This window comes from Nocardiopsis nanhaiensis, assembly GCF_054778635.1.
Map to the genome: position 1 here is coordinate 25010 of NZ_BAAGZJ010000074.1, position 15190 is coordinate 40199.

Below are 15190 nucleotides of genomic sequence, written 5' to 3' on the forward strand. Positions count from 1 at the left end.
CTACAGAGAATCAAGTAGTCCTGAGGGCATTTTTAGGCACGACGAAGCGGCCGGAACTGTCGCTCCCGGCCGCGTTCACTCCGTAAAAGGTGCCCTGAACTCGCGTTAAAGGGGGTGCAGCGCCGATGACCCGTCGGCGGGGACCGACGGGCGCGCGAACTATTCCTCGTCGTCTTTCTCGGCCTCTTCGACCCCGTCGTCTGCCACCGCGGCGTGCATGGGCATCTCGAACCACACGGCCTTGCCGTCCGGAGTGGGCCTGGAGCCCCAGCGGCTGGCGAGCTGCTCGACGAGGTACAGGCCGCGGCCGCCTTCGTCGTCGGCGGCGGCGCTTCGGATGCGCGGCAGGCGCAGGTCGTGGTCGAAGACCTCCACCCACACGGCGTTGGCACCGCGGCGGAGCCGGAGCAGGAACTCCTTCTCACCGGGGTCGTCGGGGGACCCGTCCTCCTCCGCGACGGCTTCCAGCAGGTCACTCCAGTCCTCGTCGAACTCGTCGACCATGCCGCCCGATTCGAGCGGGCTCTCCGAGTCCAGCACGCCGGCGCCGGTGAACTCGCGGTGCACCGGGTGCGGGGTGGCGTGGATGACCACGTTGGTGACGATCTCCGAGACCAGCAGGCAGGCGAGTTCGGCCTGGTCGCGGTCGACCCCCCATTCCTTGAAGGTGTCGGCCGCCAGGTGGCGTGCCTCCCCCACGGTGGAGGCCTCGGAGGGGAACCAGCCCTCGCGCAGCGCGAGCTCGTCGGAGTGGGTGCGCACGACCAGCAGCGCCGTGTCGTCGTCCAGTTCGCCGGGGACGCTGTGCACGGCGGCCTCGGCGATCTGTTCCACGTCCTTGTCGGCGACCTCGGCGACCCGGTCGGTCATGCGGACCAGGGCCCGCTCGGGGTCGGCCCTGCCTCCGACCGGCCGCCGGTCCACCAACCCGTCGGTGTAGAGGACCAGGGTGGCGCCGATGGGCAGGCGCAGATCGGCTTGGTGGTAGACGATGTCCTCACCCGAACCGCCCTTGGCGCGCACGCCCAGCATACGGTCGGTGACCTCCAGGTCGAGGGCGTCCACCGACTCCGACGTGATCAGCAGCGGGGAGGCGTGCCCGGCGTTGGCGTAGGACAGTTCCCGGGACCAGGCGTCGTAGACCATGTACAGGCAGCTGACGCTGGGGATCCAATCACCCCCCTTGCCGTCGGGGATACCGAGTTGCCGCACCCATTCGTCCAGTTCACGCAGGATGTCGGCGGGCTCCCGGTCGGCTTGGGCGAAGGCGCGCAGAGCGGCGCGCAGCTGGCCCATGACGGCGGCGGCGTGCGGCCCTCGGCCCTCGACATCGCCGATGACGAGGCCGACGCGGCCCGCGGAGAGCGGGATCGCGTCGTAGAAGTCGCCGCCCACCTGGGTCTGGATGCCGTGTCCGTGCGCCTGGAGCGGCCCGGCTGGCAGGTAGCGGTGGGCGACGGTCAGCCCGTCCAAGGGCGCGAAGTCGGTGGGCATGAGGCTGTTCTGGAAGGCGAGCGCGGTGCTGCGCTCCTCCTCGAACAGGCGCGCGTTGTCGATGGCCAACGCGACCCGGGAGGCGATGGCGCCGACCAGGTCCCGGTCGAAACCGCCGTAACTGCTCTTCTGCCGGGGGGAGAGCCCGGACAGGGCCAGGGTCAGCACACCGAGGACCTCGCCGCGGGCCCGGAGCGGGGCGGCGATGGCGGAGGTCACACCGACTTGGCGGGACACCCGGTCGGAGCGGTCGTTGGGCGAGTGCTCGTAGAGGTAGTCGCTGCTGACCACCGTCTCCAGGCGGCGCATCGCCTGGGTGACGAAGTGGCGTTCGGGGTAGCGGACCTCGTCTCCGACGTCGAACCAGGTGCACGGCGGCGGGGTCCAGCCCTCGGCGTGCACCGAGACCTGCCTGATCAGGGAGTCGTGGTCGTAGAGGTCGATGAAGCAGTGGTCGGCGAACTGGGGCACCAGGATCCCCGCCACACCCTTCACCGTGGAGTCGAACTCCAGCGAACTGGCCAGGCGGCTGCCGATGCGTTCGAGCAGACCGTACTGCTCCTCGACGCGGCCGCTGCGCAGCGCCTCGCGTGCGATGAGGGTGATGCCGTCGATCTCTCCCGAGTCGTCGCGCATGGGCACGGCCTGCGCCCGCACGTGGATCCAGGTGGAGTCGCCCTTGAGTACCGCGAACGTGCCTTCCCACGGTTCACCGCGCAGGACGCGGCGGGCCAGTTGGGAGGCGTGTTCGCGGTCGGACTCGTGAATACCGATGTCGAGCAGGGACAGGCCCACGTAGTCGCGCCCGCCGACGAACCCGAAGAGCTCTCGCGCGTAGGGGTTCCAGTAGCGAAGGAGGCTGAACCGGTCGATGACGACGATGGCGATCTGGGCCTGGTCGACGACCTCGGCCGTGACGAGCGCGTCGCTCTCCCGGAAGGGCTCACCCCACCGTGTCATCTAGCCGCCACCTCGCCGTCATGAGCTGCACACATGCCTGCTCCGGGTACCCCGAACGACCGCACCTTGGAGCGAGCGTAGCAACACCGTCAACGTTCCCGCAGCGCAATGAGACAATCCCGATGAGCAACCAATCAACGTGTACGGACGCTTCACGGCTTGGCGACGAAGACGTGCCCGGCGACGTCGGCGGGAAGCTCTGTGTCCCCGTCGCCGCCGCTGACACGCACCCCGCCGTCCGAGGCGCGAAGTACAACTTCCTGTCCGGGTCGTACCCCGGATTTGCGCAAGGTGAGCATGATGTCCGCGTCCGGCTGCAACTGTTCACTGATGCGCCGCACGGTGACGGTGGTTTCCGTGTTGGACGCGGCATCGATCATCGGAACGATGGAGTCGTCGGTGAACGGCTCAGGCGAGTACCCCTCCAGGCCCAGCTCGTCCAGACCGGGGATGGGGTTGCCGTGCGGGCACACCGACGGGGCGTTGAGCAGCCCCACCAGACGTTCCTCCACGGCTTCCGAGATGACGTGCTCCCAGCGGCAGGCCTCGATGTGCACGTCCTCCCACGGCAGCCCGATGACGTCGACGAGCAGGCGCTCGGCGAGCCGGTGCTTGCGCATGACGTGCGTGGCCAGCCTGCGCCCCTCGGCGGTCATCACGAGGTGGCGATCGTTCTCGACCCGCAGCAGGCCGTCGCGCTCCATGCGGGCAACGGTCTGACTGACCGTGGGACCGCTCTGGTGCAGGCGCTCGGCGATACGCGCCCGAAGCGGGACAATGCCCTCCTCTTCGAGCTCGAAAACCGTACGGAGGTACATCTCCGTGGTGTCGATCAGCCCGTGTGCGGTCAAGACTCCCCTCCCAAGGCTCTGTGCCCGGCGCGCGGTCGCGGCGGGCACGGCAGGTCTCTCACAACACAGGCCGGGACCACATGATTCCCTAGGGCCGAGTGGGGACCGGGGTGTCCGCAGGACCGCGGGAGCGACCACCGCTTACGCCAAGCATATCGCGACGCACCGAGCATGGATTTCGCTAGTGTCTCACTATACGGACGCGTTCGGCCCCCGCAGCCCCGGAAGCACAAGGGCAGGAGGTCACAGGCGTGCAGGGCACCTCGTTGAAAATCGAAGTATCCGGGGGACCCTTGCGAACCCGCCCGAGAACACCTCCTGCCACCACCGGCATCCGCACTCACGGCGACCAAGGTCACGCTGGGTGCTCGGGTGTTCAGGGTGCGAGGCGGTCGACATCCCACGTCCCGTCCTCGGCCCACAGGTACCGGAACCGGTCGTGCATGCGGTCCGCCCCGCCCTGCCAGAACTCCACTTCCCGGGGGACCAGCCGGAACCCGCCCCAGTAGGCGGGCCGGGGGATGGGTTCGTCGGTGCCCCACACGGAGTCGAAGTCGCGGAAGAGGCGGTCCAGCTCGACGCGGTCGGCCACCGTCCGGGACTGGCGTTCGCTGGCCCAGGCGCCCAGCTGCGATCCGCGCGGGCGGGAGGCGAAGTAGCGGTCGTTCTCCTCGTCGCTGAGCCGCTCCGCGTGCCCCGCGACCAAGACCTGGCGGCGGATCGCGTGCCAAGGGAACACGACGGAGGCACGGGGGTCGGACTCCAGCGCCTGGCCCTTGCGCGAGGTGTAGTTGGTGAAGAAGCGCAGACCCGAGCGGTCGTAGCCCTTCATCAGCACCGTGCGGGACCGAGGCATCCCGGAGGGTTCCACCGACGACAGCACCATCGCGTTGGGTTCGGCGAGACCCGATGTATGGGCCTCGCCGAACCACAGGTGGAACTGCGTCATCGGATGGTCGGCCAGCATCGATCGGCGCAGAGGTTCACCCATGTACGGTTTCCGCAGTTCGGCAGGGTTCTGGTGGTCCACACGACGCATACTCTCGCGCTGCGCACGCACGGCGCCACCCGGCCCCGCGCCCTAGATCGTTGATGGGAGTTTTCTGGAACTCCTGCGCCCATGACGAAGGGCGTCGAGGATCGGTGTGTGACGACCAACCTTGACGCCCTTCTGACCGCACTCTACGTCCACTTGGATGACCATGTCCTGCCTGCGCGTGAACAACCCCGCAAACGCGGCCCGAAACGGCTGCTCACCGACGCCGAACTCGTCTGCGTCGCGGTAGCCCAAGTGCTACTGCGCCATGACTCCGAACGCCACTGGATGCGCGCCGCGCCCGCCCGTATCGGCCACCTCTTCCCCCGCCTGCCCGGCCAGTCCGAATACAACCGCCACCTGCGCGATCTGGCACCAGCCCTGCTCACAGCAACGATGTGGTTGGCCAGGGCCGTGCCCTCCTGGTGGGAGCGGCTGCGCTTGATGGACGGCACCCCGCTGCGCTGCGGTGCCTCGCGCACCACCGTCAACCGCTCCAACCTGGGCGAGATCGCCGGATACGGCCGCGACGTCTCCCACCACGCCTTCTACTGGGGTGCCAAACTCATGCTCATCACCACCCCCGAGGGAGCGGTATGCGCGTTCAGCCTGGCCCACCCCAAAGAGCTGGACGAACGCGCTCAGGCCCTGCACCTGCTGCACGTCCAGGACTGCGCCCCGGGCCCGGCCCCGATCGTGTGTGACAAGGGCCTGGCCGGCGCCGAGATCGAGAAGGCCGCGGCGGACCTGGGCCATCTGCTCATCCGCCCGGTCCGCAAGGACGAGCCCGAACCCGAGGTGAAGGTGTTCCCGTCCTGGCTGCGCCAGCGGATCGAGGCGGTGATCTGGACGCTGAAGAACCAGCTCGGGTTGGAGCGGCACGCAGCCCGCAGCACCGAAGGGCTGTGGGCGCGTACCTGTCAGAGGATCTGCGCACTCAACGCCGCGATCTGGCACAACTGGCTGATCGGTGCCCCGGTCAAGCGATCGTTGATCGCCTACTACCACTGACCAGGAAACCAAACTCCCATCAACGATCTAGCGCGCCGCCACCCGGACCCCAAGGTGTCAGAGGCATGACGGTCCCGCGTCGACCGTCGTCTGGGTGATGTGCCCGCACGTGGCGATGGCCCTCTGCCAGTGCTGCCCGGAGAGCTCACCCACCTGGACGAGCTGCACCATGCGATCGGGATACCAGTTCCCGGTAGTGGAGCGGCCGAAGCGGATCTCCCCCGACGCGAGGGAGAGTCCGTCGGTCCCCTGGATCTCCCGCAGGAGCCCGGCCCGTGCTTCCTCGTACTCCTCCTGTGGGAACAGGTCCGCGGCCGGTGACGGCGACGGGTCGTTGGCCTCCCCGTCCTCGGGCACCGGCGAGGCCACCCCTCGGGGGGGCCTGCCCGGCCGGCCCGTCCGTGTCGCTCTGCAGCGCACGGCTGATCACCCGGAAACCGTCGTGGGCCATCACCGCGTGTGCGATCGACGGCAGCCCGTCGTCCTCCCCCGCGCCGTAGTCTCCGGTGTCGGCCTCCTCCGGAACGCATTCCGTGGTGTCCTGCGGAGTGCCGTCTGCGGCGTCCTCCGGGAGGCCGTCCCCGTCGCCGGACTCGGCCTCTCCGCCGTGGGCGGCAGCCGCACTGCAGGGATAGTGCTCGCGGATGGCGTCCCGGAAGGTGTCGTAGATGCGGTGCTCACCCGAGTTCGTGTGCTCGTTCCACGGCCCGCTCGCGGCCAGCGGCGTGTAGAAGACCGGATAGCCGCCCTCGTCACTGATGTCCTGCGCCCGGTCCGTGACGTACTTGGCGATGTCGTCACCGCCGAGCAGCGCCACTTCGGCGTCGGCGCACAACCCCTCCTCGCGGAACTGGTCGTAGAAGTCCTGGAAGTCGGAGGAGCGGCCCGCGAAGTAGATGACGTCCGGGGGATCCTCTTCGCACACCTCCTCCAGGTGGTGACCGTGCGTGGTCCTCTCGCCGCCGGAGGCGCTCTCACCGCCGTAAGGGAGGACGCCCGGGATCACTTTCTCCTCCCTGTCGGCGAACTGCACGGCCGGCGGGGGGCGATCCCCCTCCCAGGCCTCGCCTTCGAAGGCATCCATGAACTCCACGGCCAGGTGGGGGCCGTAGTCCTCCCCTTCTCCGCTGTTGGCGATGGCGACGGCGCTCCTGGCGGGTTCCATGTGCCAGCTGTCCGCGCCGCCCCCTGCGCTCGGCACCCCCTGATAGGCCCAGTGCGCCGCCTGCCTGGCGAGTCTGGAGTTGGCGGGCGCCATCGGGAAGAAGTAGGGGCTGGGAACCCCGGTGTCGAGGTACGCGACATCGTCGAAGGTGGCGGTGGTCCCGACCATGGGCAGTTCACCGGCGCTCAGCTCGGCGATCGCCTCGGTATTGGACTGCACGCTGTGGCCCAAGCCGATGACCGCGATCGGCCGGTCCATCCCCAGGTCCTCGTTCTTGGACAGGTCCACGACCTGCTGCGCGACCGTACGCGCGTGGGACCAGGCGTCGCCGGCGTTGGCCAGCATCAGTTTGATCCGGGGCAGGCTGTCGCTGTTCCTGTTGTTGTGGACCTCCTGGCCCTCCGCCAGTCCGAGGAGTTCGCCTTGGACTCCGGAGAGGGAGAGGTCGCTGGCGCCCAGGGTGTTGAGCTCCGCGAAGAAGACCACGGTCACGTACGGGCGGTCCCCTTCCTCGACCTCCTGGTTCTGCTCGTGGATCGCGTCGACGAGGATCTCCAGCCGGTCGTGGAAGGGGAAGTCTCCGAAGGTGACCCCGACGCAGTCGTCGTCTTCCGTACGGCTGATTCCGGGCGGTGACTGGACCCCCTCGATGACGCACGGGTTCTTGGACTGCACGTAGCTGGGCACGACGCTGGTCAGCGGGACCGTCACCCCGGCGACCAGTACGACCACGACAGCGGCCGAACCCGCGGCGAGCGTCGAGACCGGCCATACGGTCGTCGTCTCGGGGCGGTCCGCGTTCCAGTCCAGGGTGTGGGGAAGCTGCGGGACCCGCAGGGTCACCGTGCGTTCCCGGCCCAGCTGCCCGCTCGCGTGGCGGGCGCGCAGCCAGCGGGCCACCTCCCTCTCCTCGCCGGAGCGGCCCTGGGCCTCCGCTTCCCCCTTCTCCTCCCCTGTACGGCCCTGGGCCTCCGGCAGGTCGAGGTAGCGCTCGGCGTGGACACCGCCGTCCACCAGCGGCGTGGAGTCAGCGCTGCGTACCTGCACGATGAGGAGCGGGTCCGGGTAGCCCCGGCGCAGCCGCTCGTCCTCGATGAGGCGCACCAGGTAGGCGCCGACACGGTCGGCCCGGTCCTGGTCCAGGATGAGTACCGGCCTCTGGTCGCGCCCGCGCGGTAGTGGGAACCACGAACGGTGCGCCGTTCCGCTGTGCGTGTGCGCGAGGTCGTCGAGGAAGGCGTTGACCGCGAGCCGGTGGATGTAGGGGATCCGCTCCACCAGTCCGTCCGTGAGCTCGGGGACGCCCCGCACCGCCTGGTCCGGGGTGTGGCGCTCGGACGGGCGGCCGCCGAAGAAGAGCCGGGCCAGTCCCCGGCGCGTCGACGGGCGGGATCGGGAGACGGGGGGACGGGGCCCCGGCGCCTCACGCGTGTACGGTTCGACCGGGAACCAGCCGGTCAGGTCCCGCTGGAGCTGGATGAGGTTGAGTACGCGGATGCCGCGGGCCCGGTGGTGGGGGAAGGACTGGTCCTCGTCGTCGTACCGGTGCTCGTTGAGCCAGCGGTAGGCGTTCCACGGCAGGACGAGGAAGGGTGCCAGCGAGAGGTAGACGAAGAGCAGCACCACCGCGGCGACGGCGGTGACCACGTTGTTCACACCTTGGGCCGCGCTCCCGAAGGTGCCCGCGACACTGAAGGTACCCAGGACGAGAGGCGCCATGAATGCCACGACGTTGACCCCGAACGCCAGCGGGGTGAGCAGGATCGCGTCGAGCTTGCCGAAGGTGATCCGGCTGGAGACGCGCGCGATCTGCGTGGCCAGCCAGTGGGAGGCCCGGATGTAGTTGTCGAGGAGCCAGAAGCGCCGTCGGCGGCGGTGTTTCCACCCTTCGTTGGAGCTCTCGTCCTCACCCGCGGCTGTCTCCCCCGACGCCCACAAGGGTGCGGCCTGCGCCCCGATGTGCTTCTGCTTGACCCGGCGCAGGTCGGCGATAACGTGGATCTGCGCCCTTCGGCTGTCCGCCAAGGGCTTGTCCGCCTGCCCCACTTCCTCCTTGAGCACGTTGTCCCGGATGGACCTGAGGTCGCATTCACCCAACCAGAGCAGCGATCTCAGCCTCCGGAACCGGGGCGGCGCCGGGTCCCGCTTCGTCCAGAGGAAACCGTTCCGTGATGCCTCGGAGCGCCCCACCAACCTGCCCAGGAGGGCGTAGAGCTCTTGCGTGGTGGCTCTGGGCTCTGGTGGCGCCTGGTCCCCCACCCGCGGTGGCTCGTCCCCCGCGTCCTCCGGCAGGCGCCAGACCGGCTGGTTGCCGCAGCGCTCGGTCAGCATCCCGAGGAGGTCGTCCCGGTCGGCCGGGTGGTCCAGACTCAGGTCCAGTACCGGGGGTGGTTCGGCCCAGTCGCCGCGCTGCTCTTGGTTCTGCCCGCCCGGTGGGCGCCTGCGGGCGGCACGCCGCTCCATGCGGATCAGTCGCCGGGTGCCGGAGCGCTTCGGCCGCCGGCGGAACGCGTCGAAGACCTTGAGGAAGGCAGGGGCCCTGACCGGTTCCTTCGGTACGGCGGATGTACTGTCGGCCACTTGCGGGGTCCCTCCATGGATCACCGTGCGCGGATCGTACTTTCGTCCCCCGATACCTCTTGAGATAGCAAATGCACACCGCAAGTTCCCGGTTTTCGAGGGAATTAACGGCGTCCGATACGTGCGGCAGGCCCGACCTGTGAGAATTCGATGGGCCGGTCACTTGATTTCACGGCGGGAATTGGCGCCCTGACCGGCAGCGTCGCGGCGCGCACCACTACGCTGGTCGACGTGACCGAGATTCAGATTCCCGCGAACCTGCTGCCCTCCGACGGCCGTTTCGGGAGCGGCCCCTCCAAAGTCCGAGCGGCCCAGCTCGAAGCCCTGGCCGACTCCGGCACCCACTACATGGGGACCTCCCACCGGCAGAAGCCGGTCAAGTCCCTCGTGGGCCGGGTCCGTGCCGGTGTGAGCGAGCTCTTCTCCTTGCCCGACGGCTACGAGGTGGTCCTGGGCAACGGCGGCACCACCGCGTTCTGGGACATCGCCGCGCACGGGCTGCTGCGCTCCAAGTCGCAGCACCTGGCCTTCGGCGAGTTCTCCAGCAAGTTCGCGAAGGTCGCCAAGGGCGCCCCGTGGCTGGACGAGCCCACGGTCATCACCACCGACCCCGGCACCCACGGCGAGGCCGTCGCCGAGGCCGGCGTGGACGCCTACGCGCTCACCCACAACGAGACCTCCACCGGCGTGGCCGCCCCGATCAAGCGGGTCGCCGGGGCCGACGAGGACTCGCTCGTGCTCGTGGACGCCACCAGCGGCGCGGGCGGGCTTCCGGTCGACATCGCCGAGACCGACGTCTACTACTTCGCACCGCAGAAGAGCTTCGCGGCCGACGGCGGCCTGTGGATCGCGATCATGTCGCCCAAGGCCCTGGCCCGGGTCGAGGAGATCGCGGCGAGCGGCCGCTACATCCCGGAGTTCTACTCGCTGACCACGGCGGTCACCAACTCCGCCAAGGACCAGACCTACAACACCCCGGCCGTGGCCACGCTGCTGCTTCTCGCCGAGCAGCTGGAGTGGATGAACGCCCAGGGCGGCTTGAAGTGGACCGTGGCGCGCACCCACGAGTCCTCCTCGCTCCTCTACAACTGGGCGGACCGCTCCCCCGTCGCGACGCCGTTCGTCACCGACCCGGCCCAGCGGTCCCAGGTGGTCGGCACGATCGACTTCTCCGACGAGGTCGACGCCGCCCAGATCGCGAAGGTGTTGCGCGCCAACGGTGTCGTGGACACCGAGCCGTACCGCAAGCTGGGCCGCAACCAGCTGCGGGTGGCGATGTTCCCGGCCGTGGAGCCCAGTGACGTCAACGCGCTCACCGAGTGCGTCGACCACGTGATCAGCAAGCTGTCCTGAGCCGGCCCTCCGACGTTGGAGAATAGAGGCCGACCCGCCGCACGTGGGTCGGCCTCCTTTTCTCACTTCCACTCATCGCTTGTCTGGACGGTTCGACTGTGCGCAGGAACAAGAAGACCGAGTCCCCCATCAAGATCATTTCGCACCGGGGGGCTTCCGGTCACCGGCCCGAGCACACCCTTGCCTCGTACGAGCTGGGTGCCCGGCACGGCGGCGACTTCATCGAGATGGACCTGGTCGCCACCAAGGACGGTCACCTGATCTGCCGCCACGAGCAGGAGATCGGTGACACGACGGACGTGGCCGACCGCCCCGAGTTCGCCGACCGGCTCACCACGCGGACGGTCGACGGGCACGAAGCCGAGGGCTTCTTCGCGCAGGACTTCACCCTGGCCGAGATCAAGACGCTGCGCGCCAAAGAGCGCATGGCGAAGATCCGCCCGGACAACGCGGTGATGGACGGCTCCTACGGGATCCCGACCCTGCAGGAGGTCATCGAACTGGCCTTCTCCCTCACCGAGGAGCTGGGCCGCTGGATCGGGATCTACCCCGAGACCAAGCATCCGGCCCACCACGTCGCACAGGGCTTGGAGCTGGAGCCGACGCTGACCGCCGTCCTGCGCGAGGCCGACCTGGTCGGCGAGGAGCCGAAGGTACCGGTGTTCCTGCAGTCCTTCGAGGCCGAGAGCCTGCGCAAGCTCGCCGGGACCGGGCTTCCGCTCGTGTACCTGATGGGCACGGACGAGTCCTGGTCGCACTACACGACCCCCGACGGCCTGGCAGAGGTGGCGTCCTTCGCGCACGCCATCGGTCCGCACAAGAGCCTGGTCATCCCCACCAACGAGGACGGGTCGCTGGGCGAGCCCACCGACCTGGTCGAAAGCGCCCACGAGGCCGGCCTGGTCGTGCACCCCTACACGTTCCGCAGCGAGAACCACTTCCTGCCCACCGAGCTGCGCTCGGACGGCGAGCCCGAGGAGTACGGGGGCTTCGCCGCCGAGTACGAGGCCTTCTTCGAGGCCGGGGTGGACGGTGTGTTCTCGGACTTCTCCCGGCACGCCTTCCTGTGCCGCGAGTACTTCCTGGACCCGCAGCCCACCAAGTAGGGCCGGGCCTCCGGGGAGGCCTGGTTCCGAGGCCCGCCTAGGAGGACTGGACCAGCGGCCCGCGCAGTAGCCGCGAACGGGTCACTGCACGTCGAACTCGTTGTCCTCGGGGTCGCGCATGCACACGTGCGAGGCCCCGGGCTCCTCGACGACCGCGGCGGCGGTCGCGCCCAGTGCCTCCAGGCTGGCCACCTCGGCGCCGCGGCCGTCGGGGCCCGACCTCAGGTCGAGGTGCATGCGGTTCTTCACCGCCTTGGCTTCGGGCACCTGTTGGAAGAGCATCCGGCGCCCCAGGCCGGCCCCGGTGAACTCCTGTACGGGGTCGTCGGGGTGGCGGATGGCCGCGAGCGCGGCCCAGGCCTTGCGGCCGTCGACCACCGTGTAGTCGTCCTCCGTGGCCAGCCCTTGCTCCAGCGCGTATTCGACGAGCGCGCTGTTGTCCTCGGCCTCGTAGCCGAGCGCCGCCGCCCAGAAACGGGAGAGTTTCAGCGGTTCGGCGCAGTCCATGACCGGCTGGTAGTCGAGAGCCATCGTGTCCTCCGTGGATTCGGGGAGCGGAATCCGCCCGCGCTGTGATTCCAGTTATAATGGTTACATGAGACAGGAAACAAGCGGATTCCCGATGCGGCCGCCGGACGGCAACGCCTACCTCTTCGACCCCGGCGCCCTGTGCCTGGAACTCCTGGTCACCGGCGGTCCAGGCGAGTTCGCACGGTGGGAGTCCCTCCACGCACCCGAGGACCTGACCGACTGGCTGGCCCGTTCCCGCCTGCACCTGGACAGCTCCCGAGTGCGCGTGAGCGCCGACGACGTGACCGCGGCCCGCGCACTTCGGAACGCGATCACCCGCATGGTCCGGGGACACCTTCGCGAGGAACCCCACACCCCCGAGGACGTCGCCCAGGTCAACCTCGCCGCCGAACACCCTCCGCTGGTGCCGCGCCTGTCCGACGGCGCGCGGAGCTGGTCCCTGCCCTGCGACGCCGCCCAGGCGCTGTCCACCGTCGCCCGGGACGCCGTCGACCTGTTCACGGGCGGGCACGCGCACCGGATCCGCGAGTGTGCAGCGCACGACTGCCAGCTGCTGTTCGTGGACGTCTCCCGACCGGGGCGGCGCCGCTGGTGCTCCATGGACCGCTGCGGCAACCGCGCCAAGATCAGGGCCCTGCGCGAGCGCAGGGGGTCCTGAGGCCTCCTACGTGCGGCGGACCAGGAACACGATGCCGCCGATGAGCAGGGCCGCGACCACGACCCCGCCGAGGATGAGCGGGCTCACGCCCGGCGCACTCCCCTCGTCCGGCTCTTCCTCCGCCCCCTCGTCGGTCTCCTCCTCGTCGGGCGCCTCCGCCTCGGCCTCCGCGGTTTCGGGGAGCTGTTCGCCCGAGAGCGGGACCCGCCAGACCGGGGAGTGCAGGCCCTCGGAACCGGCCATCAGTTCCGTGCCGTCCGGGGTGAAGGCCACCGACTCGCCCTGGTCCATCTCCGGCAGGTCGAAGGAGCCCACCGAGGCACCCGGGACCCCGTCGCTGGCGTCGTAGACCGTCGCCCCCCAGTAGGTGCGGATGACGTAGCGGGTTCCGTCCGGGCTGAACGCGGCATCGGTGGCGAACAGCGGTGCGGAGTCGACCCTGGTGAGCTCGTTCTCACCCTCGGGGTCCAGGTTCTCCGGGGCGGCGTACACGCTGCCCGCGAACTCCTTGGACACGATGTACAGGCGGCCGTCGCGCGGGTCGATCATCATGCCCTCGGCGTCGCGGCCCCCGTCCTCGTAGGTGAAGGTGAACACCGCGGGGTCCAGGGCCGCGTCGTCCAGAACCTCGGGTTCGGCGAAGTGGTAGACGCGGATACTGGGCCAGCCGCCGCCGAAGTTGTCCCCGATGTCGCCGACGAACACCGTCGGTTCGCCCTCGGGTCCCTGGGCGACGGTGATCGCCTCCCAGTCCCGGAGCTCCACGTTCAGGGTGACGGTCGCGACCGTCTCACCCTCCTCGTCGACGGCGTACACCTCCGGGAGGTGTTCGCCGCTGTCGTTGTGCGTCCACCACACGCCCTCGTGCAGCAGGGACGGGGCCAGGCCGCTGGACTCCGAGATCCGCTCGTCCTGGAACTCGAAGGCGATCTCCGAACCCTCCGGGCCCTCTCCGCCTCGCGGGTAGTCGACCCCCTCCTCCCCCTCCTCCCCCTCCTCCTCCGGGATATCGGGTTCCGCCATGGCGGGGCCCGTCGGCAAAAGGGCGATCAGGACAGCCGCGACGAGGGCGAGAGGTCTTCTCATACCCGCCATCCTGCCAGGGGGAGGACCAAGTGGCTTGTACCCGGGTCCGAGCGGGCACATTCGGCTTACAAAGCGCCGTAAGGAGAGACCCCATGAGGATCGTCGCCTGTCTCAACGGTGATCGCCGCCCGGGTGCGCACCCGTCCCTGCCCGTGTCCGTCGACCAGCTCGTCACCGACGCCCACTCCGTAGTGACCGCCGGCGCGACCGCCGTGCACATCCATCCCCGCGACCCCGGAGGCGCGGAGTCCCTGGACCCGCAGACGGTGTCGGCGCTGATGGAGCGGATGCGCGCCGACGGCCCCGACGTGCCGGTGTCGCTGACCACGTCCCTGTCGGCCGAGTCCGACCCGTGGCGGCGCTACGACATGGTGCAGAGATGGGCGTCACCGGCCTTACCCGACTCGGTGTCGGTGAACCTGCACGAGGCGGGGTCTGTGGACCTCATCCAGCTTTTGGGCGACCGCAGGGTCGAGGTGGAGGCGGGCGTGTGGACCGTGGATGCGGCCCGGATCCTCATCGCCACCGGTGTACGGGTTTCGGCGGTCCTGGTGGAACCGACCCAGGTCGCGGTGGAGGACGCCGAGCGGAACGCCGACGCGATCAACACGCTGTTGGACCGGGCGAAGGTGGGCCTGCCCCGCATGCTGCACGGCGCCGACGCGACGGCGTGGCCGATGTTGGAGGCGGCCCTGGCGGCGGGCCGCGACATCCGGATCGGCTTGGAGGACACTATGCGGCTGCCCGACGGTACCGAGGCGCACGACAACGCCGCGCTCGTGGCACACGCCGTCAGCCTGTCCTCCGCTACCGCTTGAGGACGGGGCAAGGGCGTGTTCGGCGGCCTCAGGCCCGGCGCCCTTCGGAAAGGCGGCCTTCGAGCCGCTCCTCGGTCTCGGCGAGCGCCTCGATGCGCTCCCGGACCGCCTGGAGCCGCTGTTCGTACAGGGCGACGGCCTCGGCGCAGTCGGGTTCGCGGGCCAGGTCGAGTTCGAGGCAGGCCCGCAGTTCCCGGATGTCCTCTGAGGTCAGGCCCGATTCCAGGAGCAGCCGGATGTTGCGCACGCGCTCGACCGCTTCGGGCCCGTACTCCCGGTAGCCGTTGGCGGCCCGCTCCGAGGTGAGCAGGCCGCGCTGTTCGTAGTACCGCAGGGATCGTGCGCTGGCGCCGGTACGTCCGGCGAGTTCCCCGATGCGCATACCGCCTCCGCTTCCGTCGACGACTGCGCCCAGCCTAGTGCAGCGATTCATAAGTCCTTCGACTGTGTGATGGTTACCTTCCGTGATCGTCAGGCGGCCTGGAGGTAGGTGTCCTGGCGTGCCCGCTCGTGCTGATGGCGGGCCAGGTAACGAGCGTGC

General features: G+C 69.4%; 12 protein-coding genes. 5 read left to right on the plus strand and 7 right to left on the minus strand.

The window, feature by feature from the left end; translation table 11 throughout:
* Positions 1–159: 159 nt before the first annotated feature.
* The 3 genes from ACYVD1_RS26920 to pdxH form a co-directional block, all read right to left on the minus strand.
* Positions 160–2454 carry a SpoIIE family protein phosphatase gene (locus ACYVD1_RS26920; protein WP_460777280.1) on the minus strand — a complete coding sequence of 765 codons (2295 nt, stop codon included), beginning with the start codon at positions 2452–2454 and terminating at the stop codon, positions 160–162.
* A gap of 152 nt (positions 2455–2606) precedes the next feature.
* Positions 2607–3305, minus strand: coding sequence for a metal-dependent transcriptional regulator (locus ACYVD1_RS26925; protein ID WP_460777281.1), 699 nt, complete (start codon positions 3303–3305; stop codon positions 2607–2609).
* Between the two features lie 376 nt (positions 3306–3681).
* Positions 3682–4335 carry a pyridoxamine 5'-phosphate oxidase gene (gene pdxH / locus ACYVD1_RS26930; RefSeq protein WP_460777282.1) on the minus strand — a complete coding sequence of 218 codons (654 nt, stop codon included), beginning with the start codon at positions 4333–4335 and terminating at the stop codon, positions 3682–3684.
* A 117-nt stretch (positions 4336–4452) separates the two neighbouring features.
* On the opposite strand from pdxH, the gene ACYVD1_RS26935 reads away from it, so the two are divergent.
* The gene (locus tag ACYVD1_RS26935) at positions 4453–5352 is read left to right on the plus strand and encodes a transposase family protein (RefSeq protein WP_460777283.1); all 900 of its coding nucleotides are present in this window, start codon (positions 4453–4455) and stop codon (positions 5350–5352) included.
* A 145-nt stretch (positions 5353–5497) separates the two neighbouring features.
* Here the strand turns inward: ACYVD1_RS26935 and ACYVD1_RS26940 are convergent, their stop codons facing one another.
* The gene (locus tag ACYVD1_RS26940) at positions 5498–9097 is read right to left on the minus strand and encodes a type 1 periplasmic-binding domain-containing protein (protein ID WP_460777284.1); all 3600 of its coding nucleotides are present in this window, start codon (positions 9095–9097) and stop codon (positions 5498–5500) included.
* A gap of 231 nt (positions 9098–9328) precedes the next feature.
* On the opposite strand from ACYVD1_RS26940, the gene serC reads away from it, so the two are divergent.
* Together serC and ACYVD1_RS26950 are read left to right on the plus strand one after the other, a co-directional pair.
* A complete protein-coding gene (gene serC / locus ACYVD1_RS26945; protein WP_460777285.1) occupies positions 9329–10450 on the plus strand; it encodes a phosphoserine transaminase in 1122 nt (373 codons plus the stop codon).
* A 98-nt stretch (positions 10451–10548) separates the two neighbouring features.
* Entirely contained in the window at positions 10549–11556 is a 1008-nt protein-coding gene (locus tag ACYVD1_RS26950; RefSeq protein ID WP_460777286.1) for a glycerophosphodiester phosphodiesterase family protein, read from the plus strand.
* 81 nt (positions 11557–11637) lie between these two features.
* Here ACYVD1_RS26950 and ACYVD1_RS26955 read toward each other — a convergent pair whose 3' ends face one another.
* Complete coding sequence (locus ACYVD1_RS26955; protein WP_460777287.1) at positions 11638–12087, minus strand: VOC family protein; 450 nt, start codon at positions 12085–12087, stop codon at positions 11638–11640.
* A gap of 64 nt (positions 12088–12151) precedes the next feature.
* Between ACYVD1_RS26955 and ACYVD1_RS26960 the strand changes: the two genes are divergently transcribed.
* Complete coding sequence (locus ACYVD1_RS26960; protein WP_460777288.1) at positions 12152–12745, plus strand: CGNR zinc finger domain-containing protein; 594 nt, start codon at positions 12152–12154, stop codon at positions 12743–12745.
* 6 nt (positions 12746–12751) lie between these two features.
* Here the strand turns inward: ACYVD1_RS26960 and ACYVD1_RS26965 are convergent, their stop codons facing one another.
* Positions 12752–13831, minus strand: coding sequence for a hypothetical protein (locus tag ACYVD1_RS26965; protein ID WP_460777289.1), 1080 nt, complete (start codon positions 13829–13831; stop codon positions 12752–12754).
* 92 nt (positions 13832–13923) lie between these two features.
* On the opposite strand from ACYVD1_RS26965, the gene ACYVD1_RS26970 reads away from it, so the two are divergent.
* Entirely contained in the window at positions 13924–14649 is a 726-nt protein-coding gene (locus ACYVD1_RS26970) for a 3-keto-5-aminohexanoate cleavage protein (protein WP_460777290.1), read from the plus strand.
* A gap of 28 nt (positions 14650–14677) precedes the next feature.
* Here the strand turns inward: ACYVD1_RS26970 and ACYVD1_RS26975 are convergent, their stop codons facing one another.
* Positions 14678–15031 (minus strand): MerR family transcriptional regulator, encoded by a 354-nt coding sequence (locus ACYVD1_RS26975; RefSeq protein WP_460777291.1) that lies wholly within the window; start codon positions 15029–15031, stop codon positions 14678–14680.
* Between the last annotated feature and the right edge of the window lie 159 nt (positions 15032–15190).

What these genes read in the sequence shown, in the direction of transcription:
- ACYVD1_RS26920 (WP_460777280.1), bottom strand. Translation starts at nt 2,454, where the DNA reads ATGACACGGTGGGGTGAGCCCTTCCGGGAGAGCGACGCGCTCGTCACG.
- ACYVD1_RS26955 (WP_460777287.1), bottom strand. Translation starts at nt 12,087, where the DNA reads ATGGCTCTCGACTACCAGCCGGTCATGGACTGCGCCGAACCGCTGAAA.
- ACYVD1_RS26960 (WP_460777288.1), top strand. Translation starts at nt 12,152, where the DNA reads ATGAGACAGGAAACAAGCGGATTCCCGATGCGGCCGCCGGACGGCAAC.
- ACYVD1_RS26965 (WP_460777289.1), bottom strand. Translation starts at nt 13,831, where the DNA reads ATGAGAAGACCTCTCGCCCTCGTCGCGGCTGTCCTGATCGCCCTTTTG.
- ACYVD1_RS26970 (WP_460777290.1), top strand. Translation starts at nt 13,924, where the DNA reads ATGAGGATCGTCGCCTGTCTCAACGGTGATCGCCGCCCGGGTGCGCAC.
- ACYVD1_RS26975 (WP_460777291.1), bottom strand. Translation starts at nt 15,031, where the DNA reads ATGCGCATCGGGGAACTCGCCGGACGTACCGGCGCCAGCGCACGATCC.